The organism is Nocardioides massiliensis, from assembly GCF_030811215.1.
In the GTDB taxonomy this organism is placed as follows: domain Bacteria; phylum Actinomycetota; class Actinomycetes; order Propionibacteriales; family Nocardioidaceae; genus Nocardioides_A; species Nocardioides_A massiliensis.
The window spans coordinates 2,956,472-2,982,619 of record NZ_JAUSQM010000001.1 but is presented as its reverse complement, the minus strand read 5'-3'; the positions used below and the strand labels follow the sequence as shown (position 1 = coordinate 2,982,619).

Genomic DNA, 26,148 nt, shown 5'->3' with positions numbered 1-26,148 from the left:
TGACCAGTGATCCAGGTCACATAGGAACTCTCCATACACTTTTGTCTCGAAACGCTTCCGTATCGAGCTGTCGCGTGCGACGATCCACGAGAACGCGTTCCACTTTCCTTTCGGAGGTAGCAGCTGTGACGATCAGCCCCCCCGTGCCGGTTGGGTTCGACCCCACCGACCCGGACATCAACGGGAAGGCCTTCCCGCACGAGGAGTTCCGCGCGCTGCGTCAGAACGCGCCGATCCACTGGATCGACCAGACCGACAACCCGGAGGCGCGCGCCGGCCAGGCCGGCCCTCCCGGCTACTGGGCGCTGAGCCGCCACCAGGAGGTCCGCGACGTCTCCAAGAACAACGACGACTGGACGACCAACGAGAACGGCGTGATCATCCGGTTCGCCCCGGACATGACCCGTGACCAGGTCGAGGTCCAGCGCGCGATGCTGATCAACAACGACCCGCCGGACCACACCAAGATGCGCGGCATCGTCTCCCGGGGCTTCACCCCGCGTGCGATCAACGGCATGCACGACCTGCTGCGCGAGCGCGCCTACGGCATCGTCGAGGCCGCCAAGGCCGAGGGCGCCGGCGACTTCGTCGAGAAGGTCGCCGCCGAGCTGCCGCTCCAGGCGATCGCCGACCTGCTGGGCGTGCCCCAGGAGGACCGCAAGAAGCTCTTCGACTGGTCGAACCAGATGATGGCCTACGACGACCCGGAGTACGACATCGACCCGGCCGTCGCCTCGATGGAGATCCTGGCCTACTTCGACGCGATCGCGAACGACCGGCGGGAGAACCCCCAGGACGACATCGTCACCAAGCTGATCAACGTCGGTGCCGACGACAGCCACGGCGCGCTGACCAACGACGAGTTCGGCTTCTTCGTCATCCTGCTCTCGGTCGCGGGCAACGAGACCACGCGCAACGCGATCACCCAGGGGATGCACGCGTTCTTCCAGCACCCCGACCAGTGGGAGCTGTGGAAGCGTGAGCGTCCCGAGACGATGGTCGACGAGGTCATCCGCTGGGCCACGCCGGTGACGGTGTTCCAGCGCACGGCCAAGCGCGACTGCGAGGTGGCGGGCCAGACGGTGAAGAAGGGCGAGCGCGTCGGGCTGTTCTACGCCTCGGCGAACTTCGACGAGGAGGTCTTCGAGGACCCCTTCACCTTCGACATCACCCGCAGCCCGAACCCGCACGTCGCGTTCGGCGGGCACGGTGCGCACTACTGCATCGGCGCCAACCTGGCCCGGATGGAGGTGAAGCTCATCTTCGATGCGCTCGCCGACGTCGCGCCCGACATCCAGCAGGCGGGCGAGCCGCGCCGGCTGCGCTCGGCCTGGCTCAACGCGGTCAAGGAGCTGCAGGTCCGCTACTGACCCGCACTCCGCCCCATGCCGTACGCCGGCCCGTTCCCCCTCGGGGAGCGGGCCGATCGGCGTTCAGGCAGCTGCGGTTCAGGCGGTCAGGACGAGCGGGCCGTCCTCGGTGATGGCGACCGTGTGCTCGCTGTGCGCGCCGCGGGAGCCGTCCGCGCTGCGCAGCGTCCAGCCGTCGGGGTCCATGACCAGCTCGTCGGTGGTGTGCAGGAACCACGGCTCGAGGGCGAGCACCAGGCCGGGACGTAGCTTCAGACCGCGTCCGGCGCGCCCGTCGTTGGGCACGTGCGGGTCCTCGTGCATGGTGCGCCCGACGCCGTGCCCGCCGAACTGCAGGTTCACCTTCAGCCCCGCCTCGCGCGCGACGCCGCCGATGGCCGCGGAGATGTCGCCCATGCGGTTGCCGGGACGGGCCTGCTCGATCGCCGCGTCGAGCGCGCGGCGCGACGTCTCGATCAGCTCGAGGTCCTCGGGACGCGCCGTACCGACCACCAGGCTGGTGGCGGCGTCCGCCACCCACCCGTCGACACTGCACGCGAAGTCGAGGGTGAGCAGGTCACCGTCCTGCAACCGGTAGGCATGCGGCAGCCCGTGCAGGACCGCGTCGTTGACCGAGGTGCAGATGACCTTGCCGAACGGCATCGCCCCGAACGACGGGTGGTAGTCGATGTAGCACGACGTCGCACCCCGCTCCTTGATCATCTTGTGCGCGAGCGCGTCGAGGTCGAGCAGGTCGACCCCGACCTCCGCGCTCGCCGCAACGGTGTCGAGGACCTCGCGCACGAAGGCTCCCGCCGCCCGCATCTCCTCGATCTGGGCAGGGGTTCGCAGCTCGACCATGCCGCGAGCCTAGACGGTATGTAGCGACCCCGGTCGCAGGTGACGGGGTTGCGGGCCGGGGCCTCGCTCACGACATTCGTGGGTTACCGAGCAGGGGCCGCCTGCTCGGCCTATCCGACATCCGTGGGAGGCCCCGGTGTTCACCGAGCGTACGAGCGTGGGGCTCGACGTGCACGCACGATCGGTCGTCGCAGCAGCGATCGATGGCGTCACGGGCGAGCTCGTCCAGACCAAACTGACTCCGTCACACGAGCACATCCGTTCCTGGCTCAGCGCGCTTCCCGGCCCGGTCGCGGTGGCCTATGAAGCAGGCCCGACCGGGTTCGGACTGTCGCGGTCGCTGACCGCGGCCGGGATCAGGTGCGAGGTTGTGGCTCCGAGCAAGCTGCAGCGTCCCAGCGGGGACCGCGTCAAGACCGACGCGAAAGACGCGGTGCACTTGGCGCGGTTGCTGAGACTCGATGAGTACACCTCGGTGTCGATCCCGAGCATCGACCAAGAACACGCCCGCGATCTAGTCCGCGCACGCGAGGACGCCCGCGGTGACCTGATGCGCGCACGTCACCGACTGTCCAAGCTCTTGTTGCGTCAGGGCATCGTCTACTCCGGCGGGAATGCCTGGACCGATGCCCACGACGCGTGGTTGCGCCGTCAACGCTTCGACTCACCGGCGCTGCAGATGACCTTCGAATCCGACTACGACGCCGTGCTGACGGTGAAAGCCCGCCGCGACCGACTGGACGAGGCGATCGCCGTGATGGCTGCGAACAGCGAGTTCACCCCGCTCGTGCGGCGGCTGGGCTGTCTGCGCGGGATCAGCAATCTGACCGCTTTGGCACTGGCGGTGGAGATCGGCGACTGGCACCGGTTTACCGGCAACACCATCGGCGCGTTCGTCGGGCTCGTTCCGTCCGAGTACTCCTCGGGCCAGTCACGGGTGCAAGGCTCGATCACCAAGACCGGCAACACCCACGTCCGCCGGCTGCTGGTCGAGGCTGCCTGGCACCACCGCGCCCGCTACGTCGTCGGCAAGACCATGCGTGACCGGTGGGAACTCGCCACGCCTGCTGCTCGAGCCCGCGGCGACGCCGGCAACCGCCGACTCCATGCTCGTTGGAACACCTTCCGTGAGCGCCGAAAGCGTCACGTCGTAGCGAACGTCGCGATCGCTCGCGAGCTGGCCGGCTGGTGCTGGTCCCTGGCCGTGCTCGAGGAATAACCACCCCAGACCGCTTCGCCGACAAGGTGGGTGGAAGCAGCGCGTGGAGCGACCCGCGAAGCAACTATGAGCAGCCCGACTACACCGGGCGACGCTCGACCCTAGACACGCGGTCCGCTCCTGCCGAACACCCCGTCCTGCGGTAACCAACCCGCGCATATCAGTCTGACCGCGCGTCGCCAACGACACGCTCCCCACCGACCACGTCGACGAAGCCAGAGGCGCCCGCCCCCACCAACGGGGACGGGCGCCTCACCCTGCCTCTTGACAGGAAGCCGCTACATATCAGTTGCTGGGCTTGTCCGCCCCGACCACCCACATCGAGAAGAACTGCGACCCACCGCCGTACGCGTGGCCCAGGGCCTTGCGGGCACCGTCGATCTGGTGCTCCCCGGCCTGACCGCGCACCTGCATGGCCGCCTCGCCGAAGCGGAGCATGCCCGAGGCGCCGATCGGGTTCGACGACAGCACGCCACCGGAGCTGTTGACCGGGATGTCGCCATCCATCGCCGTCGCGCCGGACTCGGTGAGCTTCCAGCCCTCGTTGATCTCGGCGAACCCCAGCGACTCCAGCCACATCGGCTCGAACCACGAGAACGGCACGTAGATCTCGGCGGCGTCGATCTCCTTGCGCGGGTCGGTGATCCCCGCCTGCTTCCAGAGGTACGCCGCAGCGTCGCGGGAGGCCTGCGGGTTCACCTGGTCACGCTCGGCGGCGGTCGTGGCCTCCGAGCGCATCACGGTGCCGTGGATCCACGCCGGGTTGGGCGAGGAGGCGGCGATGTCCTCGGCGACGATCACCATCGCGCACGCACCGTCCGACGACGGGCACGTCTCGTCGTAGCGAATCGGGTCCCACAGGATCTGCGAGGCCATCACGGACTCGACCGTCGTGCCCTCGTTGCGCAGGTGGGCGTAGGGGTTCTTGAGCGCGTTGGTGCGGTCCTTCGCCGCGACGATCGCGCCGATGTGCTCCGGCGCACCGGAGCGGCGGATGTAGGAGCGCACGTGCGGTGCGAAGTAGCCGCCCGCGCCGGCGTGCACCGGCATGCTGAACGGCACCGGCACCGACAGGGCCCACATCGCGTTGGACTCCGACTGCTTCTCGTAGGCGACGGTGAGCACCTTGCGGTGCACGCCGGCCTGGACGAGCGAGGCCGCGACGATCGAGGTCGAGCCCCCCACGGAGCCGGCGGTGTGCACGCGCAGCAGCGGCTTGCCGGCGGCGCCGAGGGCCTCGGCGAGGAAGAGCTCGGGCATCATGACGCCCTCGAAGAGGTCGGGGGCCTTGCCCACGACGATCGCGTCGATCTCCTCCAGCGTCATGCCGGCGTCCTCGAGCGCACGGTCGATCGCCTCGCGGCACAGCCCGGCCATCGACACGTCCTCCCGCTTCGAGCGGTGATGCGTCTGACCGATGCCGACGACGGCTGCGGGCTGCTTGCTCATCGAGCACCTCCGGTGGTCGAGGCGTCCAGGACGCACACGAGGTTCTGCTGCAGGGCGGGGCCGCTGGTCGCGTGCCCGAGGGTCCGGGAGGCCGAGCCGTCCCAGATGCGCCGGGCGGCCTCACCGACCCGGATCCCGCCGGCGGAGAACATCGGGTTGCCGGCGAGCGCGCCACCGGACGGGTTGACCTGCACGTCGTCGCCCAGGCCGAGCTCGCGCCGCAGCACGATCTCCTGGTGGCTGAAGGGAGCGTGCAGCTCGGCGACCTCGACCCCGTCGACGCCCGCTGCGGCAGCAGCGCGCTGCGCGGAGGGGGAGCGGGTCAGGTCGCGGGTGCCCATGCTCATCGCGTCGATCGAGTGCCCGATGCCGGTGATCCACGCCGGGTTGTCGCGGACCTCGCGGGCCTTGTCGCCCGCGGCGAGCACGATGGCGGCCGCCCCGTCGGTGACCGGGGCGCAGTCGTGCTTGCGCAACGGGTCGGCATACATCGGCCGGGCCAGGAGCTCGTCGACCGACGACCCTCCCTTGCGTACGGCGTGCTCGTTGCCCTCGGCGGCGGTCAGCGAGCGCTGCACGACCTCGGCCATCGCGCGCTCGTCCCACGCACCGGCGTCGATGCCGGCGCGCGCCTGCAGGCCGGCCAGCGACACCGTGTCGGGCCAGAGCGGGTTCATCGTGTAGGGCTCGAGCTGCAGCGCCAGGGTCCGTCGCAGCAGGCCGGCCGAGCTCTTGCCGAAGGCGTAGACCAGCGCGGTCTCGACCTCGCCGGTCTGGATCTTCAGCCACGCCTCATACATCGCCCAGGCGAGGTCCATCTCGACGTGCGACTCGTTGACGGGCGGGATGACCCCGATCGCGTCGACGGCCTGGACGAACGAGAAGGACCGTCCGGCGAGGTAGTCCGAGGAGCCCGAGCACCAGAACCCGATGTCACGGCGGGTCCAGCCGGTCTGCTCGTAGCACTCCGCGAACAACGGGACGAGCAGCTCCACGCAGGTGGGCGACCCGTCGAACTCTTCCATCTGTCGCTGGGCGAACCCGACGACGGCAACGTCTCTCACTGCAACTCCTGGGGATCGAGCCTGTCGAGATTCAGAGGTGGTGCTTGTAGGTGTCGTAGTCCGCATCCGGCTCGCCGGTCGGCGCGAAGTGGCTGATGTTCTCGATCGTGGTGCCCCACTCCTCGCGGGGCTTCCAGACGGCCTTGACCCGCATGCCCATCCGGACCTCCTCGGCCGGGATGTCGAGGATCAGGTGCAAGAACGCGATGTCGGCACCGTCGAGGAGCACGTAGGCCGAGACGTACGGCGGGGTGATCTTCTGCCCGAGGAACGGGACGTTGACGACGCAGAAGGTGGTCACGGTCCCGGTATCGGAGAGCTCGACCTCGTCGGTGGTCGGGGTGCCGTCGGCGGGGCAGGCGCTGCGCGGCGGCACGTAGACCTTGCCGCACTCGGGGCAGCGCTGACCGATGAGGCGCCCCTCCTCGAGTGCGAGGTAGAACGCGGACTCCTCCGGCGAGGCGGCGTACACGTAGTCCAACGACACCGGCGTGACGATCCCGGTGACGGGGTCGGGGAGTACCAAACCGTTCCCGTCAGGTGCAGGGTGTCTCGACTGCTCGGACGCTGCCTCCTCCGTCGGCAGCGCTCGCGCTCGACCTGAACCAGCGACGGCGTCAGCTCCTTCGTCGCTGTCACCTGCCGGTTCAAAGCAGATGATGTCGTTGATGTGACCGACGCGCTCGGCCGCCCAGCGCACCCGGACCCGCATGCCCGTGCGGACCTCTTCGGGGGAGGACACGTCCAGGGCGTGCAGCAGGGGAGCGGTGGCACCGTCGAGCTGGACCAGCGCGAAGGCGAAGGGCCGGTCAAAGGGCTGACGGTCGACGGGCTCGGGCACCCAGGTCCACGACGTCACGGTGCCGACGGGCGACACCTCGACGAAGTCGGTGACGGGCGCGTGGGTGACCGGGTCGAACTCCGGCGGAGGGATCACGACGGACTCGTCGGAGAGCTTCGCGGCCAGCAGACGACCGTCGCGCAGACCGCCGAAGAACCGGCCGAGAACTGGACCTGTGGACCGGGTGTAGTCGAAGGCGACCGTGACCGGCGCGGAGAGGGTGCGGGACATGGTTCGGAAGTGAAACACGTTCTAGACTCACGCACAAGAACCGGTCCCACTGACCTGTACTTCCTCTAGGGTCGGGGCGAACCGGTCGACGACGGGTCGGCCCCGACGAGGCGAGGAGACCCATGAAGCTGGGCCTGCAGCTGGGATACTGGGGCGCGCAGCCCCCCGCCAACGCCGGCGAGCTGGTCGCCGCGGCCGAGGAGTCCGGCTTCGACGCGGTCTTCACCGCGGAGGCCTGGGGCTCGGACGCCTTCACCCCGCTGGCCTGGTGGGGCCGCGAGACCAGCCGGCTGCGCCTCGGCACGAGCATCGTGCAGATGTCGGGTCGCTCGCCGACGTCGATCGCGATGCACGCACTCACCCTCGACCACCTCAGCAACGGCCGCGTGATCCTCGGGATGGGCGTGTCCGGACCGCAGGTCGTCGAGGGGTGGTACGGCCAGCCGTTCGCCAAGCCGCTGGCCCGCACCCGCGAGGTGGTCGCGATCATCCGCAAGGTCCTCGCGCGCGAGGCGCCGGTGACCAACGACGGGCCGCACTATCCCTTGCCGTACGCCGGGGAGGGCAGCGTCGGGCTCGGCAAGCCGCTCAAGCCCATCGTCCACCCGCTGCGCGCCGACCTCCCGATCTGGCTGGGAGCCGAGGGGCCGAAGAACGTCGCCCAGACCGCCGAGATCGCCGACGGCTGGATCCCGATCTTCTACACGCCCAAGTCCGCCGGGATGTACCAGCCCTGGCTCGACGAGGGCTTCGCGCGTCCGGGTGCCCGCCGGACGCGTGCGGACTTCGAGATCGCCGCGACCTGCCACCTCGAGATCACCGCCGACGACGGACCGGCGAAGCAGGCGGTCATCGACGGGCTCAAGCCGGTGATCGCGCTCTACATGGGCGGGATGGGCGCCAAGGACCAGAACTTCCACAAGCAGGTCTTCGAGCGGATGGGGTACGCCGACCTGGCGCACCAGGTGCAGGAGCTCTACCTGGCCGGCGAGAAGGACAGGGCGACGGCGCTCATCCCCGACGAGCTCGTCGACGACATGCACATCGTCGGCAGCGTGGGGGCGGTCAAGGAGCGCGTCGCGCAGTGGGCCGACACCGGCGTGACGACGCTCCTGCTCAGCTTCCGCTCCGCCGACGAGCTCCGGCGGGTCGCCGAGATCCTCGCCTGACCAGCGCGCGCGCTACAGGTCCGGCCCCACTCGTGGGACGCCGGCGAGCGAGGGGTCGCGGAGCTCGAAGAAGTCGCGCACCGCGAAGCCGAAGGCGTTGGCCACGAGCTGCGAGGGGAACGTCCGCACCCGGGTGTTGTAGGCGCGGACGTTGCCGTTGTAGAAGCGTCGGCTGGCTGCGATGCGGTCCTCGGTGTGGGCCAGCTCGTCCTGCAGGGCGAGGAAGCTCGTGCTGGCGCGCAGCTCGGGGTAGGCCTCGGTGCGTACGAGGACCTGCGCCAGGGCCGCCGTCACCCGGTCCTCGTAGGCCTGGCGCGCAGCGGGTGCATCGGCGCGGTGCTCGGTCGCAGCCTCGCGCGCTGCCACCAGTCCCGCTAGCACCTCGCGCTCGTGGGCGGCGTGCGCCTGCACCGTCCGGACGAGGTTGGGGACGAGGTCGTGGCGGCGGGTGAGCTCGACGTCGATCCCGCTCCAGGCCTCGTCGATGAGGACCCGCTGCCGGACGAACCGGTTGTAGCTGACCATCAGGGCGAGCAGGGCAGCGACGACGGCACCGACGAGCACCAGGATCGCGGGCTCCATCAGCCACGCACCTCGCGCCAGACGAACTCTGGGATGCCGTCGAGGACCGCGTCGAGGACGCCCAGGACGCGCGTCACCTCCGCCGGTGAGTGCTTTCCGGAGCTGACTGCGAGCAGCGTGTCGCCCTCGAAGCGCCACGCGAGGTCCCGGCTGCGGAGCAGCAGCTCCATCGTGCGCGGGTGGAGCACGTCGTAGGCGAACTTCGGATCGGGGCAGGTGACGGTGAACGCGCGGTTGAAGTCCTCGGACTCCAGCTCGATGTCGCGGTTGGTGATCCGGCCGACGAACCGTCCGAAGAAGTTCTCGGGCGTCACCGACATTGATGATGGACACGGACCTGATCGCCGTGCCTCTGCCACCGACTGTCGCCCTGCTGGGTTGACCATCAATTGGTCTGGCCGGTGGTCAGGTCTCCCGCTCGCCGGCCGGGCGGACATGACCTAATAAGAGCCTGGCAAGCGCCTCATCAATGTCCTGTCTGCTCGCCCGACCGGCGTCGACCCATCCGATTCGACACGGAAGGCATTGCCATCATGACAGCGACCGCCCTGCATCCCAGAGTCATCGCCGGCGTGGACACCCACGCTGACACCATCCACGTCGCCGCCATCGACCCGCTCGGTCGCGACCTGGGCGATGCCGAGTTCGCCACCACCCCGGACGGCTACCGCGACGCGATCGCATTCCTGAGGTCCTTCGGGGAGCCGGAGGTGATCGGGATCGAGGGAACCAGTTCCTACGGCGCCGGGATCACCAGAGCCACCGCTGCTACCGGGATAGAGGTCGTCGAGGTAATCCGCCCCGAACGCTCGGTGCGACGGCTGCAGGGCAAGTCTGACCCCATCGACGCCTACCAAGCCGCCCGAGCCGCACTGTCGGGACGGGCCCAAGCGGCACCCAAGAGCGAGGACACCGAGGCGTTGCGCGCGGTCCACAACGCCCGCCGCTCGGCAGTCAAAGCGCGCACCGCGGCGATGAACCAGATCCACCACATGCTCATCACCGCACCCACCGCAGTGCGTGAGAAATACCGCCCGCTGAAAGAGAAAGCGCTGGTCACCGCGCTCGCGACTTGCCGACCCACCGCCTCGAAGGACCCCACTACAAGCGCAGTGCTCAGTGCGTTGCGGATGCTGGCCAAACGCCACCAGTTCCTCACCGCCCAGGCCGACGACCTCGAAGACCAGCTCCGCGAACTGGTCACAGCAGCCAACCCACACCTGCTATCGCTGCACGGTGTTGGAGCGAACAGCGCTGCACAGCTGCTCATCACCGCCGGCGGCAACCCCGAACGTCTTCGTAGCGAAGCCGCCTTCGCCGCGCTCTGCGGCACCGCCCCGGTCCCGGCCTCCTCGGGCAAAACCACCCGTCACCGCCTCTCCCGCGGCGGCGACCGCGCCGCCAACTGCGCGCTGCATACCATCGCGCTGGTCCGGATGTCCTCCGATCCCCGCACCCGCGCCTACGTCACCGCGCAACGCAACAAGAGCCGACCCGACGCCGAGATCTTGCGCATGCTCAAACGCGCCATCGCCCGCGAGGTCTTCAAGTCCCTCACCCGCGGCCTGACCGCACCCGATCTCGCCGACCTCCGTTCCGCTCGACAGGCCAAGAACATCACCCTCACCGCCGCAGCCAAGGCAATGGACACCTACATCACCAAGATCGTCCGCACCGAGCTCGGCACCTACCCCGACTACCAACTCGCCGGCCGCTACCGCGAATGGCTCAAAGCCGCTTGACACAGATAGGAGCATCAACGCCGGCAGCCGTGCGCCCGTGCCCAGGCCGATCACCGAGTGGTGGTAGGTCGTCGTGCTGCGGTTCTCGCCGCTGCCGGTGTTGATCTTGTAGCTGTAGTCGAACGCCACCACCGGACGGCCGTCGTGCTGTCCCTGCAGGATGTTCGTCGCCTGCCGGCTGTGGCCGCGGCCGAACGGCGGGCCGTCATACCGCTGGGTCCAGCGGTTGTCCCGCGCGGTGTGGGTCCACCCGTGGGTGGCCGCGAACGCAGCCATCTCCTCGCGGCGCTTGTGCGCCTGGTGGAGCCCGAAGCCCGCCACCGCGACGACGGCGACGAGCGCCAGGACGAACAGAGGGGCCAGGTCCGAGCTCACGTCCGGAGGATAGTGCCCAGGAGCACGATCAGCGGCCGGTGAACTGCGGGGCGCGCTTCTCGGCGAACGCGCGTGGGCCCTCCTTGGCGTCGTCGGAGGAGAAGACCGCAGCGCCGACCCGGGCGTCGTCGGCCCAGCAGTCGTTCTCGTGCTTGCCCTCCGAGTCGCGGATCGTCTTGAGGATGGCCTGCACGGCGAGCGGGCCGTTGTTCTCGATCATCGCGGCGAGCTCGAGCGCCTTCTCCAGCGCCTGGCCGTCGGGCACGACATGGCCGATGAGGCCGAGCTCCTTCGCCTCGGGGGCGAGGATGTGCCGGCCGGTGAGGAGCAGGTCGGCGGCGACGGTGTAGGGGATCTGGCGGGGGAGGCGCACGGCCGAGCCACCCATCGGGTAGAGGCTCCAGCGGGCCTCGGAGATGCCGAACTTCGCCGACTCCCCGGCGACCCTGATGTCGGTGCCCTGCAGGATCTCGGTGCCCCCGGCGATGGCCGGACCCTCGACGGCTGCGATCAGCGGCTTGGTGAGCCGGAACCCCTTCAGCAGACCCTTGATGACCGTCGGGTCGTACTCCCCGGACTCGAACGCCTCCGCTGCCGGCTTCTTGTTCATCGACTTCAGGTCCGCGCCGGCGCAGAAGTAGCCGCCCGCCCCGGTCAGGACGCAGACGCGGATGTCGTCGTCGGAGTTCACCCGGTCCCACGCCTGGGTCATGATGTCGAGCATCTCGCCCGAGAGCGCGTTGCGCGACTCCGGACGGTTCATCGTGACGATGAGCGTGTGGCTGCGCTGCTCGACCAGGGCGTGGGGCTCGGACACGGGGCGTCTCCTCGGTTGCACGGGCTGGGTGCCGGTGGGCTGGTGCTGGTGGCTGGTGCCGGCCAGTGGTCGGAACTCTAGTCACAAACGAGAACGTGTTCTAGTCTGCGCGGGTGACCCTCAACATCGCCGACCTCTTCGAACACGCCGTCGACGCCGTGCCCGAGAAACCTGCCGTCAAGGTGGGGGACCGGGTCGTCACCTTCGCCGAGCTGGAGGCGGACTCCAACCGCCTCGGGCACTACCTGCAGGCGCAGGGAGTCCAGACCGGACAGCACGTCGCGATCTACGCCAAGAACAGCATCGAGCACGTCGTCGCGCTGCTGGCCATCCTCAAGATCCGGGCCGTGCCGATCAACGTCAACTACCGCTACGTCGAGGGGGAGCTCAACTACCTGTTCGACAACGCCGACGTGGTGGCGGTCCTGCACGAGCGCACCTACGCCCCGCTCGTGGCCGCCTGCTTCCCCAAGCACGACCAGCTCCGCCTCGCGATCGCCATGCCCGACGCACTCGCTCCGGACGACGCCTCCGACATCTCGTCGTTCGACGGCGTCTGGTGGGACGACGCGCTGGCCGGCCAGAGCGCCGAGCGCGACTTCGGACCGCGCAGCCCCGATGACCTGCACATCATCTACACCGGCGGCACCACCGGGTTCCCCAAGGGCGTCATGTGGCGTCACGAGGACTTCTGGCGCACGCTCGGTGGCGGCATCGACTTCATGTCCGGCACGGTGCTCGATGAGTACGACCAGTCCAAGCAGGCGGTCGAGCCGCGGATGGTCACCTTCCCGCTCAGCCCCCTCATGCACGGTGGGGCGCAGGCCGGCCTCCTCATGCACCTTTTTGCCGGCCACCTCACCGTCCTCGAGCCGAAGTTCGACCCGGTCCGCACCTGGGAGATCATCGAGGGCGAGGGCGTGCAGCTGATCTTCATGACCGGCGACGCGATGGCACGTCCACTGATCGAGGAGTATGAGCGCAAGGCCGCTACCGGTACGCCGTACCAGGCCTCCCAGCTCATGGCTGTCTCCTCCAGCGCCGCGATCTTCAGCCCTCCGGTGAAGCAGCGGTGGATGGCGGCGTTCCCCCACGCCTTCTTCACCGACTCGATCGGGTCCTCCGAGACCGGGTTCCAGGGCTCCGGCCTCCAGGACGCGGCGCACATCGCCACCGACGGACCGGTCGTGACTCCCGGCCCCCACGTCGTCCTGCTCGACGACGACAACGCGCTCATCCCGATCGACGACGACCACGTCGGCAAGGTCGGACGCACGGCGCGCGGCGGGCACGTGCCCGTGGGCTACTACAAGGACGAGAAGAAGTCCGCGCAGACCTTCCTCACCATCGACGGGCAGCGCTACGCCGTCCCCGGCGACTTCGCCCGGGTCGAGCAGGGCGGACGCATCACGCTGCTGGGTCGCGGTTCGAACTGCGTCAACACCGGCGGCGAGAAGGTCTACCCGGAGGAGGTCGAGATGGCCGTCAAGGGCCACCCGGCCGTCTACGACGTCCTCGTCGTCGGGATCCCCGACGAGCGCTTCGGGCAGGCGGTCGCCGCCGTCGTCGAGCTGCGGGAGGGCGCCACGCTGAAGCTCGAGGAGCTCCGCACCTACCTGCGCGACCATCTCTCCGGCTACAAGCTTCCGCGCAGCCTCACCATCGTGCCCGAGATCCCGCGCAACGCGACGGGCAAGGCGCAGTACCCCCGGGCCAAGGAACTGGCCCTCGAGTCCATCACGGCAGGAGCCTGACGCATGCGTACCCCCCTCTGCGATGAGTTCGGGATCGAGTACCCGATCTTCGCCTTCACCCCGTCCGAGCACGTGGCCGCGGCCGTCTCGCGCGCCGGCGGCCTCGGCGTCCTCGGCTGCGTCCGGTTCAACGACCCCGACGAGCTCGAGCAGACGCTCACCTGGATGGACGAGAACACCGACGGCAAGCCGTACGGCGTCGACGTCGTCATGCCGATGAAGATCCCCACCGAGGGCACCTCGATGGACCTCGGCGCGATGATCCCCGAGGAACACAAGAAATTCGTCGACGAGACGCTGCTCAAGCTCGGCGTGCCACCGCTGCCCGAAGGTGAGGGCCGCGAGGGCGTCCTGGGGTGGCTGCACTCCGTGGCCCGCTCGCACGTCGACATCGCCCTCAAGCACCGTCCGGTGCTCATCGCCAACGCGCTCGGCTCGCCGCCGGTCGACGTGATCGAGCAGGCGCACGCTGCGGGCGTCAAGGTCGCTGCCCTCGCCGGTGCGGCGAAGCACGCGCTCAGCCACGTGCGCAACGGCGTCGACATCATCGTCGCGCAGGGCTACGAGGCCGGCGGCCACACGGGCGAGATCGCCGGCATGGTGCTGACCCCCGACATCGTCGACGCGGTCGGCGACGTGCCTGTGCTGGGCGCCGGCGGCATCGGCTCCGGTCGCCAGGTCGCGGCGTCGCTCGCGCTGGGCGCGCAGGGCGTGTGGACCGGCTCGATCTGGCTCGGCACCGAGGAGTACCAGAACCTGCAGTCCAACGCCGGTTGGACCACGGCCTTCACGCGCGCGACGTCGTCCGACACCGTGCGCACCCGGATCTACACCGGCAAGCCGGCGCGCCTGCTCAAGACCAAGTGGACCGAGGCCTGGGCCGAGGAGGGCGCTCCGTCGCCGCTGCCGATGCCGCTGCAGAACCTCCTGGTGGCCGACGCCCACAACCGCATCAACGCCTCCGGCGACCCCGACGTGATCTCGATGCCGATCGGGCAGATCGTCGGCCGCATGAACGAGGTCCGCCCCGTCGCCGACGTGATGGCCGACCTGGTCTCGGAGTTCGAGGAGACCGTCACCCGCCTGGACAAGCTCCGGGGCTGACGCACAGGCGTACGACGAAGGCCCGCTCCCGGCGAACCGGGAGCGGGCCATTCGGTTGGCGCAGCGAGACTCAGGCGACGGGCTCGGTCGCCAGCGCGCGGCCGACGGTCAGCGCCTGCTCGGTGCCGGCGCCGAGCGTGAACTCCAGGCGCTTGGCGGTGGTGAAGAAGCGGTGCGCCTCGCCGTCGAGGTCGATGCCGACACCGCCGTGCACGTGGACGGTGGTGTGGGCGAGCCGGTGGCCGGCGTCCGCGGCCCACAGCTTCGCGACGGCGACCTCGGTCGCGGCCGGGAGTCCCTCGGCCAAGCGCCAGGCCGCCTGCCACAGCGTGAGGCGCGCACCGAGGACGTCGATGAAGCCGTCGGCGAGCCGCTGGGCGACCGCCTGGAAGCTCCCGATCGGGCGGCCGAACTGCTCGCGGGTGCGGGCGTAGCCGCTCGTGAGGGACAGCGCCCCCTCGACGACACCGAGGTGGACCGCGCAGGTGGCCACGGTGAGCCGGTCGTGCAACCAGCGCACGGTGCTGCCATCGGTCGCGCCGACGAGCCGGTCGTCGTCGAGCGCGACGTCGGTGAGGACCAGCTGCGCGACCCGCTCGTTGTCGGTGGCGTTCTGGGGCGTCACCGTGACGCCGGTGTCGTCGCTGCGCACGAGGAACACCGCGCTGGCCTCGTCGGTCCGAGCCGTCACGAGGTAGGCGTCGGCATCAGCGCCGGCGGAGACGACCGTCTTCGTGCCGTCGAGGCGCCAACCGGCCTCGCCGGGCGTGGCCGACGTCCCGGGGTGCTCCGGCAGCGCCTCGCGCTCCTCGCCGGCCGCGACCGTGAGCAGCGTCGAACCGTCGGCTGCACCTGGGAGGAGTGCCTGGCGTACGGCGTCAGCGCCGTGCTCGGCCACCGTGAGCCCGGCAACGGTGTGGACCACGATGGGCACCGGGGCGACCACGCGGCCACACTCCACGAGGACGCGAGTCAGCTCGAGCAGGCCCATCCCGCCGCCGCCGTGCTCGTCGGGCAGTGCGATCCCGAGCAGTCCGGCGTCGGCCAGCGCCTTCCACAGCGTGCGGTCGAAGCGGTGGCCCTCGGCCTCGACGGCCTTCTGGCGCTCGTTGGTGCAGTGGTCCTTGAGGATCGTCGCCGCGAGCTCGGCGGCCTCGTCCTGCTCGGTGGTGAAGGTGAAGTCCATGGGGTGTCCTCAGCTGGAGACGGGCGGTCGGGGCGTCAGCGGCGCGTGGCCGGCGGCAGGCCGAGCCCGACCATGCCGATGATGTCGCGCTGGATCTCGTTGGTGCCGCCCCCGAAGGTCATGACCAGCGAGGAGCGGTAGTAGCGCTCGAGCCGGCCCTGGAGGACGGCGCCCTCGGAGCCGGCCTTGAGCACTGCGTGCGGGCCGACGATCTCCATCAGCGAGCGGTAGACCTCCGTGGCGAGCTCGCTGCCGTAGACCTTGGTCGCCGACGCCTCGGCCGGCGAGAGGTGGGTCGTGTCGGAGGCGAGCTTCCAGTTCAGCAGCGCGAGCATCTCGGCGCGCGCGTGGGCTCGGCCGAGGGCGATCTGCACCCACTCGGTGTCGATGACCCGGGAACCATCGGGGTTCTTGGTCTGCTGGGCCCACTCCCGCACGAGGCGCAGCGAGTGCGTCAGGGGAGCGGCCGAGGTGAGCGCGACCCGCTCGTGGTTGAGCTGGTTGGTCATGAGCGCCCAGCCGCCGTTGAGCTCGCCGACGAGGTTGCCCTTCGGCACGCGCACGTCCTCGTAGTACGTCGCGCTCGTGCCGACGCCGGCGACGGTGTGGACGGGCGTGTAGGAGAAGCCCGGGGCGTCGGCCGGCACGAGGATCATCGACAGGCCCTTGTGTCGCGGCAGCTCGGGGTCGGTGCGGCACGCGAGCCAGATGTAGTCGGCGTACTGGATGAGGCTGGTCCACATCTTCTGGCCGTTGATGACCCACTCGTCGCCCTCGAGCCGCGCGCGGGTCTGGAGACTGGCCAGGTCGGTGCCGGAGCCGGGCTCGGAGTAGCCGATCGAGAAGTGCATCTCGCCCTTGAGGATCGCGGGGAGGAACTTCTCCTTCTGCTCGTCGGTGCCGAAGCGCATGATCGTCGGACCGACGGTGTTGAGCGTCAGGTAGGGGATCGGCACGCCCGCGATCGCGGCCTCGTCGGTGAAGATCAGCTGCTCGACCATCGAGCGCGCCTGGCCGCCGAACTCCTCGGGCCAGCCGATCCCGAGCCAGCCGTCGGTGCCGAGCTGGCGGATGACCTCCTTGTAGACCGCGGCGTCACCGAACTCCCCGGACGCGGCGGCGAGCGCCGCGCGGCGCTCCGGGGTGACCAGCTCGGCGAAGTAGCCCCGCAGCTCGCGGCGGAGCGCCTCTTGGTCGGGGGTCAGGGCGATGTGCATGGCGACTCCTCGCCGGCGGCGGCCGGAAGACTGGTCATCGGGTCGGCAAAACTATAACCTGTTCTCGTTTTCCCGGGCAGGACGCAGCCGCGCCCGATCCGCGCAACACTGGTGGTGGACCATCCGGGTCCATTCGACGAGGAGGTCGCCATGAACGCCGTCCAGGCACCTGAGCAGGTCCGTCACCTCGACCGGGGTGTCGCGCCGATCCGCTACGCCCGCGGCTGGCACTGCCTGGGGGTGGAGCGTCAGTTCGCCGACGGCAAGCCGCACGGCATCGAGGCCTTCGGCACCAAGCTCGTGGTCTGGGCGGACAGCAAGGGTGACATCAACGTCATCGACGGCTACTGCCGGCACATGGGCGGTGACCTCACCCAGGGCTCGGTCAAGGGCGACGAGGTCGCCTGCCCGTTCCACGACTGGCGCTGGGGTGGCGACGGCAAGTGCAAGGCGATCCCCTACGCGCGCCGCGTGCCGCTGCGTGCCCGCACCCAGAAGTACCCCGTCGTGATCCGCAACGGGCAGGTGCTGATCTGGCATGACCCCGAGGGCTCCGAGCCCGACCTGGACATCCTCCCGCCCGAGCTTCCCGGCATCGGGACCGACGCCTGGACCGACTGGTTCTGGGAGGTCAACCCCATCGAGGGCTCGCACTGTCGCGAGCTGATCGACAACGTCGTCGACATGGCGCACTTCTACTACGTGCACCTGTCGTTCCCGACCAGCTTCCGCAACGTCTTCGAGGGCACCCAGGCGACCCAGTTCATGGAGTCCAAGGGCCGCCCCGACGTGAGCGGCGGCTACGGCGCGACCGACATGTTCCTCAAGTCCGAGGCGACCTACTACGGCCCGGCATACATGATCAACTGGCTCTGGGTCGACTACAAGGGCTTCGAGACCGAGGTCGTGCTGATCAACTGCCACCTGCCCACCGGGCCCGACTCGTTCACGCTGCAGTACGGCATCGCCGTCCGCAAGCCCGAGGGTCTGGACGAGGCGTCGGCGCAGTACGTCGCCAAGAAGTACGCCGACATGTTCGGCGAGGGCTTCCTCCAGGACGTGCACATCTGGAAGAACAAGGTGCCGGTCCAGAACCCGCTCCTGTGCGAGGAGGACGGCCCGGTCTACCAGCTGCGCCGCTGGTACGAGCAGTTCTACGTCGACGTCGCCGACATCGAGCCGGAGATGGTCGAGCGCTTCGAGTTCGAGGTCGACACCACGATGGCCAACGTGAACTGGGAGGCGGAGGTCGCCGAGAACCTGCGCCGTCGCGCCGAGGAGGAAGAGGCGGCGAAGCAGGGCGCCGACGCCGGGGCAGGCGCCTGATGGTCTCCTTCGCTCCGACGAGCGACGGGACCCGGGAGGACCAGCGCCTCTACACGGAGGCCAGAATGGTGGAGGTCGCCTGCCAGGACTGCCTGGCGGTCGTCCGGGTCAAGAAGAACAGCGACCACCACACCTCCGTGCAGTGGAGCACGAAGGCCCAGCAGGACTGTCAGGAGTTCAACCGCAGCGGCGCGGGCGAGCGGGCAGTGCACCAGCCGTGCAGCCGGCTGCGCAGGAGCATCGCGCAGGCGGTCGAGGACGGCACGATCCAGATCGGAGCCGAGGATGGCTACTGAGTCCTTCGAACTGAAGGTGCTCGACGTCATCGAGGAGACCGCCGACGCCCGCTCGGTCGTCTTCGAGATCCCCGCCGACGCCCGCGAGGCGTTCGACTACCAGCCGGGGCAGTTCCTCACCCTCGCGATCCCGAGCGACCAGACGGGGGTCGCCGCCCGCTGCTACTCCCTGTCCAGCACGCCCGGCGACGACGCGCTGAAGGTCACCGTCAAGCGGACCTCCGACGGCTACGCGTCCAACTGGATCTGCGACAACGTCCGCGCGGGCGACACCCTGCGGGTGCTGCCGCCGAGCGGGATCTTCACCCCCGCCTCACTCGACGCCGACCTGCTGCTCTTCGCGGGCGGCAGCGGCATCACGCCGATCATGTCGATCACCAAGGCGGCGCTGGCGCGCGGCACCGGCCGGGTCGTGCTGGTCTACGCCAACCGCGACGAGCAGTCGGTGATCTTCGCCGCCGAGCTGCGCGCGCTCGCCGAGCAGTACGGCGAGCGACTCGTCGTCATCCACTGGCTGGAGTCCGTCCAGGGTCTCCCGGCGCCCGACCAGATGCGCGGCATCGCGGCGCACTTCCCGACGTACGACGCGTTCGTCTGCGGTCCGCCGGCCTTCATGAAGTGCGTCGTCGGCGTCCTCAAGGGGCTCGAGTTCCCGCGCGAGCGCCGCCACCAGGAGAAGTTCGTCTCCCTCGCCGGCAACCCGTTCGGTGACGTCGAGGAGGCGGCCGTCGCCGAGGCCGAGGTCTTCGAGGCCGAGCACGAGCCCGAGGACGCGGCCCAGGAGCCCGCCGCGGCCGGCGACCCCACGCCCCAGGGCGCGGTCCGCGTCGAGATCGAGCTCGACGGGACCACCTACGAGTACGACGACTGGCCCGCGACGAAGCCGCTGCTCGACCACCTGCTGAAGAAGGGGGTCCCGGCGCCGTTCTCCTGCCGCGAGGGCAACTGCAGCGCCTGCGCCTTCCGGCTCCTCGAGGGCGAGGTCAAGATGGAGCACAACGACATCCTCGACGAGGACGACCTCGCCGACGGCATCCGGCTCGGCTGCCAGGCCTACCCGGTCACCGACGTCGTCAAGGGCACCTACAGCTGATTCCGCGAGCGGCGTGCGCCCCACTCGAGGATCCCTGTCACCAGGTGACTGCGATCCTCGAGTAGGAGCCACTCACCAGCCGCGCTCGCGCCACGCAGCGAGGTGCGGCCGCTCAGCGCCGAGCGTCGAGTCAGCGCCGTGGCCGGGGTAGAACCACGTGTCGTCGTCGTACACCCCGAAGATCTTCTCCTCGACGTCGTCGATGAGCGTGGCGAAGGCGTCCGCGTCGCCGAAGGTGTTGCCGACGCCGCCGGGGAAGAGGCTGTCACCGGTCCACAGATGCGTGTGACCCGCGGGGTCGTCGTAGGCGAGGACGATCGAGCCAGGGGTGTGACCGGTGACCCGCACGACGCGCAGCGTGCACGCCCCCACCCGGACCTCGTCACCGTCGGAGACCGTCCGGTCGACGGCCACCCCGGTCTGCTCCATCACCGCGGCCGCGTCGGGCTCGCCGACGACGACCTGGGCGCCGGTGGCGGCGACGACGTCGGCGAGAGCCCGGTGGTGGTCCCAGTGCTGGTGGGTGGTCACCACCGTCGCGAGACCGCCGTCGCCGACCAGCTCGAGGATCCGCGGCGCGTCGTCGGCTGCGTCGATGAGCAGCTGCTCGCCGGTCTCGGTGCACCGCAGGAGGTAGGCGTTGTTGGCCATCTTCTCGTCGACGGCCAGCTTGGTGATCCGCAGTCGCTCGAGCTCGCGGACCGCTGCCGGACCGCCGGGCGTCACCGCACCGTCGTACGAAGTCATGGTCGTCACATCTCCTCGCTTCGGGAAGAACCGGGCGCTGGGTACGTTATCCAAGGGTGGTGGAACAGACCGCCCCGCGGCGCTGGCGCGTCGTCTTGCAACCCTCCGCCTGATGGCGAACACTTGTTCGAGTGACCACTGCGCACACCGGCCGGTCACGCGACGAAGGAGACCCGTGGCCGACCAGCTGATCATCCGTGGAGCCCGCGAGCACAACCTCAAGGACGTCTCGCTCGACCTGCCGCGCGATGCCCTCATCGTCTTCACCGGCCTGTCCGGCTCCGGCAAGTCGAGCCTGGCCTTCGACACGATCTTCGCCGAGGGCCAGCGCCGCTACGTCGAGTCGTTGTCGGCGTACGCGCGCCAGTTCCTCGGGCAGATGGACAAGCCCGACGTCGACTTCATCGAGGGTCTCTCCCCGGCGGTGTCGATCGACCAGAAGTCGACCTCGCGCAACCCCCGGTCGACCGTCGGCACGATCACCGAGGTCTACGACTACCTCCGGCTTCTCTACGCCCGCGCCGGGCGGCCGCACTGCCCGAAGTGCGGCAAGCCGATCTCGCGCCAGACCCCGCAGCAGATCGTCGACCGGGTCCTCGAGCTCGAGGAGGGCAGCCGGTTCCAGGTGCTCGCACCGCTGATCCGTGGCCGCAAGGGTGAGTACGTCGACCTGTTCGAGCAGCTGCAGACGCAGGGCTACTCCCGCGTGCGCGTCGACGGCGAGGTCCACTCGTTGACCGAGCCGCCCACGCTGGCGAAGCAGAAGAAGCACACCATCGAGGTCGTCGTCGACCGGCTCGCCGTGAAGGCGTCGTCGAAGCGCCGGCTGACCGACTCGATCGAGACGGCGCTCGGCCTGGGCGGTGGTCTGGTCGTCCTCGACTTCGTCGACCTGCCCGACGACGACCCCCACCGCGAGCGGACGTTCTCCGAGCACCTCGCCTGCCTCGACGACGACCTGTCGTTCGAGGAGCTCGAGCCGCGCTCGTTCTCGTTCAACTCGCCGTTCGGCGCCTGCCCGGAGTGCCACGGCATCGGCACCCGCATGGAGGTCGACCCCGAGCTCGTCGTCACCGACCCCGACGCGACGCTGGGTGAGGGCGCGGTGACGGTCTGGACCGGCGCGCACGTCCGCGACTACTTCCTGCGCCTGCTCGGCGCGCTCGGCGACGAGCTCGGCTTCGACCTCAACACCCGCTGGGGCGACCTGCCGGAGAAGGCCCGCCGCGCGATCCTCGACGGTCACGCGACCAAGGTCCACGTCCGGCACCGCAACCGCTACGGCCGCGAGCGCTCCTACTACACGAGCTTCGAGGGCGTGCGGCCCTACATCGAGCGGCGCCACCGCGAGGCCGAGTCCGACACCAGCCGCGAGCGCATGGAGGGCTACATGCGCGAGGTCGCGTGCCCGGCCTGTGCCGGCACCCGCCTCAAGCCGGTCTCGGTCGCGGTCACCGTCGGTGGTCGCAGCATCGCCGAGGTCGCGCGGATGCCGATCGACGAGGCCGCGCAGTTCCTCGCCGACCTGCAGCTCAGCGAGCGCGAGCACCAGATCGCCGACCGCGTGCTCAAGGAGATCAACGAGCGCCTGCGGTTCCTCCTCGACGTCGGTCTCGACTACCTCTCGCTCGACCGGCCCGCGGGCTCGCTGTCGGGCGGCGAGGCGCAGCGCATCCGGCTCGCGACCCAGATCGGTGCCGGCCTGGTCGGCGTCCTCTACGTGCTCGATGAGCCCTCCATCGGCCTGCACCAGCGCGACAACCACCGGTTGATCGAGACGCTGGTGCGGCTGAAGAACCTCGGCAACACCTTGATCGTCGTCGAGCACGACGAGGACACGATCCGCACCGCCGACTGGGTCGTCGACATCGGTCCCGGTGCCGGTGAGCACGGTGGCCAGGTGGTCGTCTCCGGCTCGGTCGACGACCTGCTCAACCACCCCGACTCGCCGACGGGGCTCTACCTCTCCGGTCGCAAGGAGATCCCGGTCCCCGACGTACGTCGTCCGCGCACGCCCGGCCGCGAGCTGGTGGTGCGCGGCGCGAAGGAGAACAACCTCCGCAACGTCGACGTGACGTTCCCGCTGGGGCAGCTCGTCGCGGTCACCGGTGTCTCCGGCTCGGGCAAGTCCACCCTGGTCAACGACATCCTCTACACGTCGCTGGCCAAGTCGATCTACAACGCCCGGACGGTCCCGGGACGCCACACCCGCATCGAGGGCGTCGAGCACGTCGACAAGGTGATCCACGTCGACCAGTCGCCGATCGGCCGTACGCCGCGGTCCAATCCGGCCACCTACACCGGCGTCTTCGACCACGTGCGCAAGCTGTTCGCCTCCACCCCCGAGGCGAAGGTCCGGGGCTACCAGCAGGGACGCTTCTCGTTCAACGTCAAGGGCGGACGCTGCGAGGCGTGCTCCGGCGACGGCACGATCAAGATCGAGATGAACTTCCTGCCCGACGTCTACGTCCCGTGCGAGGTCTGCCACGGCGCTCGCTACAACCGCGAGACGCTCGAGGTGCACTACAAGGGCAAGACGATCGCCGAGGTCCTCGACATGCCGATCGAGGAGGCGGTGGAGTTCTTCGCTGCCATCCCGGCGATCGCGCGCCACCTCAAGACGCTGGTCGAGGTCGGCCTCGGCTACGTCCGGCTCGGTCAGCCCGCGACGACGCTGTCGGGTGGTGAGGCGCAGCGGGTCAAGCTGGCCTCGGAGCTGCAGAAGCGCTCGACCGGGCGCACGCTCTACGTCCTCGACGAGCCGACCACCGGGCTGCACTTCGAGGACATCCGCAAGCTGCTGCTGGTCCTCGGTCGCCTGGTCGACGCGGGCAACTCGGTGCTGGTGATCGAGCACAACCTCGACGTGATCAAGACCGCCGACTGGCTCGTCGACATGGGTCCCGAGGGCGGCAACAAGGGCGGCATCGTCGTCGCGACCGGCACCCCGGAGGAGGTCGCAGCCAACCCGGACAGCCACACCGGTCGGTTCCTGGCCCCGTTGCTGGAGGGTGGGCGTGCGGCTCAGGTCGCCCCGAAGAAGACCGGTGCGAAGAAGGCCCCCGCGAACAAGAGCGCCGCCAAGCAGCCCGCCAAGAAGGCTGCCAAGAAGGCGTCGCCCCCGAAGGCCGTCGCGAGCAAGCCTGCGAAGAAGAGCCCGGCCCGCAAGACCGCCACCGCCAAGGCCGGCTGACCGGCACCAGGAGAGGATGCTCGCCATGAGCCAGCCCGCACGTCCCGCGTTGTGCCTGTCGCGTCGCCGCGCCCTCGGCGGCGCGGCTCTGGCCGGGGTCGGCCTGCCCGTCCTCGCCGCCTGTGGGGGCGACGACGGCTCGGACGGCGCAGGGGAGCGGGAGCCGGGTGCCGACGCGCCCCCGCCGGGGGAGCCGATCGTGGGCACCGCCGAGGTGCCGGTCGGGGGTGCCTGGATCGACAGCGAGCAGCGGCTGGTGGTGACGCAGCCGACCGCCGGCGAGTTCAAGGCGTTCGACGGCACCTGCTCCCACGCCCGGTGTGCGGTGAGCGCCCAGGCGCAGGGCCAGGTCATCTGCACGTGCCACGGGAGCCGGTTCGCGATCGAGGACGGGTCGGTGCTCGACGGCCCGGCGCCGGAGGGCTTGACCGAGATCGCGGTCCGGGTCGAGGGCGACCAGGTCGTGCGATCCTGATCGTCGCCGAGTCCCGCAGCAGCACGGGTGCGCTCGTAGGGTTGCCTCGTGGCTGATCCGTCGACGTACCGTCCTGCGCCGGGGTCCATCCCGACACAGCCCGGCGTCTACCGCTTCCGCGACGCCCGGCAGCGGGTGATCTACGTCGGCAAGGCCAAGAACCTCCGGGCCCGGCTGTCGTCGTACTTCCAGCACCTCTCCGCACTGCACCCGCGCACGGCGACCATGGTCACGACCGCGGCGAGCGTCGAGTGGACGGTCGTCGAGACCGAGGTCGAGGCGCTGCAGCTGGAGTACTCCTGGATCAAGGAGTACGACCCCCGCTTCAACGTGAAGTACCGCGACGACAAGTCCTACCCGTGGCTCGCCGTCACGGTCGGCGAGGAGTTCCCGCGGGTGATGGTCGGCCGCGGCGCCAAGCGCAAGGGCACGCGCTACTTCGGCCCGTACTCCCACGCATGGGCGATCCGCGAGACCGTCGACCAGCTGCTGCGGGTCTTCCCGATGCGCTCGTGCAGCAACGGCGTCTTCAAGCGCTCCCAGCAGATCGGGCGCCCGTGCCTGCTCGGCTACATCGACAAGTGCGCCGCGCCCTGCGTCGGCAATGTCGACGCCGCGGAGCACCGCCGGATCGTCGACGACTTCTGCAACTTCATGGGCGGTCAGACCAACGCCTTCGTGAAGCGGGTCGAGCGGGAGATGTACGCCGCCAGCGAGGCGCTCGACTTCGAGCGCGCCGCGCGGCTGCGCGACGACCTCGGCGCGCTCAACCGCGCGCTGGAGAAGCAGGCGGTCGTGCTCGGCGACGGCACGGACGGCGACGTCATCGCGCTCGCCGAGGACCCGCTCGAGGTCGCGGTGCAGATCTTCCACGTCCGGGGCGGCCGGATCCGTGGCCAGCGCGGCTGGGTCGCGGACCGCACCGACGACTCCGACACCGCCGGGCTCGTGGAGGTCTTCCTGCAGCAGCTGTACGCCGGCGAGAGCGGCGACGGCGTGCCTCGCGAGGTCCTGGTGCCGGCCGTGTCGTCGGACCCGGCGCACGTCGAGGCGCTGGAGGTCTGGTTGAGCCGATTGCGTGGCTCACGCGTCAGCATCCGCGTGCCCCAACGGGGCGACAAGCGCTCCCTGCAGGAGACCGTCGAGCGCAACGCGAAGCAGGCGCTGGCGCTCCACAAGACCAAGCGCGCCTCCGACCTGACCACAAGGAGCAAGGCGCTGGAGGAGATCCAGTCCGCCCTCGAGCTGCCCGAGGCGCCGCTGCGCATCGAGTGCTTCGACATCTCCAACCTGCAGGGCACCGAGGTCGTCGGCTCGATGGTCGTCTTCGAGGACGGGTTGCCACGCAAGGGGGAGTATCGCCGCTTCGTGATCCGTGGGGTCGAGGGTCAGAACGACGTGGCCTCGATGCACGAGGTCGTCACCCGCCGCTTCCGCCGTCTGCTCGACGAGCGCTCCGATCTGCCGGAGATCGGTGCGACCTCGGCGGAGGGGCCGGTGCTCGTCGACCCCGACACCGGTCAGCCGCGCAAGTTCGCCTACGCCCCCGGCCTGGTCGTGGTGGACGGCGGCGCTCCCCAGGTCGCGGCCGCCCAGCGCGCACTCGACGAGCTCGGGATCGACGACATCGCCGTGTGCGGGTTGGCGAAGAAGCTCGAGGAGGTCTGGCTGCCCGGGCAGGAGGACCCGGTGATCCTGCCGCGGTCCAGCGAGGCGCTTTACCTGCTGCAGCGGGTGCGCGACGAGGCACACCGGTTCGCCATCGCCCATCACCGCGGCCGGCGCTCCAAGACGATGGTGGAGAGCGTGCTGGACGACGTACCCGGCCTGGGAGAGGTTCGCCGCAAGACCCTGCTGCGACACTTCGGGTCCCTGCGCAAGCTGCGGGCTGCCACGCCCGAGGACATCGCCGCGGTGCCCGGGATCGGCCCCCGCACGGCCCAGGCGATTGCGGACGCGGTGGCCGAGGCCCCCGCACGCGGCCAGACTGTGCGCGTCAACACCGCCACCGGCGAGATCATCTCGACTGGGCTCGATACAAGCGAGGAGAGCTGACGA

The 26,148-nt window shown here is 69.8% G+C and carries 22 protein-coding genes; 12 read left to right on the top strand and 10 right to left on the bottom strand.

Annotation, left to right across the window (positions count from 1 at the left end; all coding sequences use genetic code 11):
- Window positions 1-125 precede the first annotated feature (125 nt).
- A complete protein-coding gene (locus tag J2S59_RS14840) occupies window positions 126-1,370 on the top strand; it encodes a cytochrome P450 (protein ID WP_068123359.1) in 1,245 nt (414 codons plus the stop codon).
- 78 nt (window positions 1,371-1,448) lie between these two features.
- On the opposite strand, the gene map is transcribed toward J2S59_RS14840, so the two are convergent.
- On the bottom strand, window positions 1,449-2,210 hold the full coding sequence (map, locus tag J2S59_RS14835; RefSeq protein ID WP_068123365.1) for a type I methionyl aminopeptidase: 762 nt from the start codon (window positions 2,208-2,210) through the stop codon (window positions 1,449-1,451).
- A 136-nt stretch (window positions 2,211-2,346) separates the two neighbouring features.
- Here map and J2S59_RS14830 point away from each other — a divergent pair, with 136 nt between their 5' ends.
- Window positions 2,347-3,429 carry an IS110 family RNA-guided transposase gene (locus J2S59_RS14830; protein WP_306825249.1) on the top strand — a complete coding sequence of 361 codons (1,083 nt, stop codon included), beginning with the start codon at window positions 2,347-2,349 and terminating at the stop codon, window positions 3,427-3,429.
- Window positions 3,430-3,714: 285 nt separating this feature from the next.
- Here the strand turns inward: J2S59_RS14830 and J2S59_RS14825 are convergent, their stop codons facing one another.
- The 3 genes from J2S59_RS14825 to J2S59_RS14815 are packed head-to-tail and all read right to left on the bottom strand — an operon-like array spanning window position 3,715 to window position 7,014.
- Window positions 3,715-4,878, bottom strand: coding sequence for a thiolase family protein (locus tag J2S59_RS14825; protein WP_068119535.1), 1,164 nt, complete (start codon window positions 4,876-4,878; stop codon window positions 3,715-3,717).
- A complete protein-coding gene (locus J2S59_RS14820; RefSeq protein ID WP_068119532.1) occupies window positions 4,875-5,942 on the bottom strand; it encodes a thiolase family protein in 1,068 nt (355 codons plus the stop codon). The genes J2S59_RS14825 and J2S59_RS14820 overlap by 4 nt, the downstream gene beginning before the upstream one ends.
- A gap of 31 nt (window positions 5,943-5,973) precedes the next feature.
- Window positions 5,974-7,014 (bottom strand): Zn-ribbon domain-containing OB-fold protein, encoded by a 1,041-nt coding sequence (locus tag J2S59_RS14815; protein ID WP_068119529.1) that lies wholly within the window; start codon window positions 7,012-7,014, stop codon window positions 5,974-5,976.
- A gap of 122 nt (window positions 7,015-7,136) precedes the next feature.
- Here J2S59_RS14815 and J2S59_RS14810 point away from each other — a divergent pair, with 122 nt between their 5' ends.
- Complete coding sequence (locus J2S59_RS14810) at window positions 7,137-8,183, top strand: LLM class F420-dependent oxidoreductase (RefSeq protein WP_068119525.1); 1,047 nt, start codon at window positions 7,137-7,139, stop codon at window positions 8,181-8,183.
- A 12-nt stretch (window positions 8,184-8,195) separates the two neighbouring features.
- On the opposite strand, the gene J2S59_RS14805 is transcribed toward J2S59_RS14810, so the two are convergent.
- Both J2S59_RS14805 and J2S59_RS14800 read right to left on the bottom strand, forming a co-directional pair.
- Window positions 8,196-8,765, bottom strand: a complete 570-nt coding sequence (locus tag J2S59_RS14805) for a LemA family protein (protein WP_068119521.1) — start codon at window positions 8,763-8,765, stop codon at window positions 8,196-8,198.
- Window positions 8,765-9,079 carry a DUF3137 domain-containing protein gene (locus J2S59_RS14800; RefSeq protein ID WP_181641746.1) on the bottom strand — a complete coding sequence of 105 codons (315 nt, stop codon included), beginning with the start codon at window positions 9,077-9,079 and terminating at the stop codon, window positions 8,765-8,767. The genes J2S59_RS14805 and J2S59_RS14800 overlap by 1 nt, the downstream gene beginning before the upstream one ends.
- Before the next feature lie 219 nt (window positions 9,080-9,298).
- Between J2S59_RS14800 and J2S59_RS14795 the strand changes: the two genes are divergently transcribed.
- Window positions 9,299-10,507 carry an IS110 family RNA-guided transposase gene (locus J2S59_RS14795; RefSeq protein ID WP_306825248.1) on the top strand — a complete coding sequence of 403 codons (1,209 nt, stop codon included), beginning with the start codon at window positions 9,299-9,301 and terminating at the stop codon, window positions 10,505-10,507.
- Window positions 10,508-10,910: 403 nt separating this feature from the next.
- On the opposite strand, the gene J2S59_RS14790 is transcribed toward J2S59_RS14795, so the two are convergent.
- Window positions 10,911-11,699, bottom strand: coding sequence for a crotonase/enoyl-CoA hydratase family protein (locus J2S59_RS14790; protein ID WP_068118355.1), 789 nt, complete (start codon window positions 11,697-11,699; stop codon window positions 10,911-10,913).
- Between the two features lie 113 nt (window positions 11,700-11,812).
- Between J2S59_RS14790 and J2S59_RS14785 the strand changes: the two genes are divergently transcribed.
- Both J2S59_RS14785 and J2S59_RS14780 read left to right on the top strand, forming a co-directional pair.
- Window positions 11,813-13,453 carry an acyl-CoA synthetase gene (locus tag J2S59_RS14785; RefSeq protein ID WP_068118359.1) on the top strand — a complete coding sequence of 547 codons (1,641 nt, stop codon included), beginning with the start codon at window positions 11,813-11,815 and terminating at the stop codon, window positions 13,451-13,453.
- 3 nt (window positions 13,454-13,456) lie between these two features.
- The gene (locus tag J2S59_RS14780) at window positions 13,457-14,557 is read left to right on the top strand and encodes an NAD(P)H-dependent flavin oxidoreductase (protein WP_068118372.1); all 1,101 of its coding nucleotides are present in this window, start codon (window positions 13,457-13,459) and stop codon (window positions 14,555-14,557) included.
- Window positions 14,558-14,627: 70 nt separating this feature from the next.
- Here J2S59_RS14780 and J2S59_RS14775 read toward each other — a convergent pair whose 3' ends face one another.
- Both J2S59_RS14775 and J2S59_RS14770 read right to left on the bottom strand, forming a co-directional pair.
- A complete protein-coding gene (locus J2S59_RS14775) occupies window positions 14,628-15,743 on the bottom strand; it encodes an acyl-CoA dehydrogenase family protein (protein ID WP_068118374.1) in 1,116 nt (371 codons plus the stop codon).
- A gap of 35 nt (window positions 15,744-15,778) precedes the next feature.
- Window positions 15,779-16,960, bottom strand: a complete 1,182-nt coding sequence (locus J2S59_RS14770; protein WP_068118378.1) for an acyl-CoA dehydrogenase family protein — start codon at window positions 16,958-16,960, stop codon at window positions 15,779-15,781.
- 150 nt (window positions 16,961-17,110) lie between these two features.
- On the opposite strand from J2S59_RS14770, the gene J2S59_RS14765 reads away from it, so the two are divergent.
- The 3 genes from J2S59_RS14765 to J2S59_RS14755 are packed head-to-tail and all read left to right on the top strand — an operon-like array spanning window position 17,111 to window position 19,675.
- A complete protein-coding gene (locus tag J2S59_RS14765) occupies window positions 17,111-18,286 on the top strand; it encodes a 3-ketosteroid-9-alpha-monooxygenase, oxygenase component (RefSeq protein WP_068118412.1) in 1,176 nt (391 codons plus the stop codon).
- On the top strand, window positions 18,286-18,582 hold the full coding sequence (locus J2S59_RS14760) for a hypothetical protein (RefSeq protein ID WP_068118381.1): 297 nt from the start codon (window positions 18,286-18,288) through the stop codon (window positions 18,580-18,582). Before J2S59_RS14765 ends, J2S59_RS14760 begins: the two co-directional genes overlap by 1 nt.
- Window positions 18,572-19,675, top strand: coding sequence for a ferredoxin--NADP reductase (locus tag J2S59_RS14755; RefSeq protein WP_068118384.1), 1,104 nt, complete (start codon window positions 18,572-18,574; stop codon window positions 19,673-19,675). The genes J2S59_RS14760 and J2S59_RS14755 overlap by 11 nt, the downstream gene beginning before the upstream one ends.
- 72 nt (window positions 19,676-19,747) lie before the next feature.
- Here J2S59_RS14755 and J2S59_RS14750 read toward each other — a convergent pair whose 3' ends face one another.
- The gene (locus tag J2S59_RS14750; RefSeq protein ID WP_068118415.1) at window positions 19,748-20,422 is read right to left on the bottom strand and encodes an MBL fold metallo-hydrolase; all 675 of its coding nucleotides are present in this window, start codon (window positions 20,420-20,422) and stop codon (window positions 19,748-19,750) included.
- Window positions 20,423-20,597: 175 nt separating this feature from the next.
- Between J2S59_RS14750 and uvrA the strand changes: the two genes are divergently transcribed.
- From uvrA to uvrC, 3 genes are read left to right on the top strand one after another with little or no spacing between them, the layout of a single operon-like run.
- Complete coding sequence (gene uvrA / locus J2S59_RS14745; protein WP_068118386.1) at window positions 20,598-23,615, top strand: excinuclease ABC subunit UvrA; 3,018 nt, start codon at window positions 20,598-20,600, stop codon at window positions 23,613-23,615.
- Between the two features lie 25 nt (window positions 23,616-23,640).
- Window positions 23,641-24,090, top strand: coding sequence for a Rieske (2Fe-2S) protein (locus tag J2S59_RS14740; protein ID WP_181641642.1), 450 nt, complete (start codon window positions 23,641-23,643; stop codon window positions 24,088-24,090).
- Window positions 24,091-24,138: 48 nt separating this feature from the next.
- Window positions 24,139-26,145 (top strand): excinuclease ABC subunit UvrC, encoded by a 2,007-nt coding sequence (gene uvrC / locus J2S59_RS14735; protein WP_068118391.1) that lies wholly within the window; start codon window positions 24,139-24,141, stop codon window positions 26,143-26,145.
- Window positions 26,146-26,148 lie beyond the last annotated feature (3 nt).

Coding starts and splice junctions, on each gene's coding strand:
- map (WP_068123365.1), bottom strand. CDS start 2,210: ATGGTCGAGCTGCGAACCCCTGCCCAGATCGAGGAGATGCGGGCGGCG.
- J2S59_RS14825 (WP_068119535.1), bottom strand. CDS start 4,878: ATGAGCAAGCAGCCCGCAGCCGTCGTCGGCATCGGTCAGACGCATCAC.
- J2S59_RS14815 (WP_068119529.1), bottom strand. CDS start 7,014: ATGTCCCGCACCCTCTCCGCGCCGGTCACGGTCGCCTTCGACTACACC.
- J2S59_RS14810 (WP_068119525.1), top strand. CDS start 7,137: ATGAAGCTGGGCCTGCAGCTGGGATACTGGGGCGCGCAGCCCCCCGCC.
- J2S59_RS14805 (WP_068119521.1), bottom strand. CDS start 8,765: ATGGAGCCCGCGATCCTGGTGCTCGTCGGTGCCGTCGTCGCTGCCCTG.
- J2S59_RS14795 (WP_306825248.1), top strand. CDS start 9,299: ATGACAGCGACCGCCCTGCATCCCAGAGTCATCGCCGGCGTGGACACC.
- J2S59_RS14780 (WP_068118372.1), top strand. CDS start 13,457: ATGCGTACCCCCCTCTGCGATGAGTTCGGGATCGAGTACCCGATCTTC.
- J2S59_RS14775 (WP_068118374.1), bottom strand. CDS start 15,743: ATGGACTTCACCTTCACCACCGAGCAGGACGAGGCCGCCGAGCTCGCG.
- J2S59_RS14770 (WP_068118378.1), bottom strand. CDS start 16,960: ATGCACATCGCCCTGACCCCCGACCAAGAGGCGCTCCGCCGCGAGCTG.
- J2S59_RS14765 (WP_068118412.1), top strand. CDS start 17,111: ATGAACGCCGTCCAGGCACCTGAGCAGGTCCGTCACCTCGACCGGGGT.
- J2S59_RS14760 (WP_068118381.1), top strand. CDS start 18,286: ATGGTCTCCTTCGCTCCGACGAGCGACGGGACCCGGGAGGACCAGCGC.
- J2S59_RS14755 (WP_068118384.1), top strand. CDS start 18,572: ATGGCTACTGAGTCCTTCGAACTGAAGGTGCTCGACGTCATCGAGGAG.
- J2S59_RS14750 (WP_068118415.1), bottom strand. CDS start 20,422: ATGACTTCGTACGACGGTGCGGTGACGCCCGGCGGTCCGGCAGCGGTC.
- J2S59_RS14740 (WP_181641642.1), top strand. CDS start 23,641: ATGAGCCAGCCCGCACGTCCCGCGTTGTGCCTGTCGCGTCGCCGCGCC.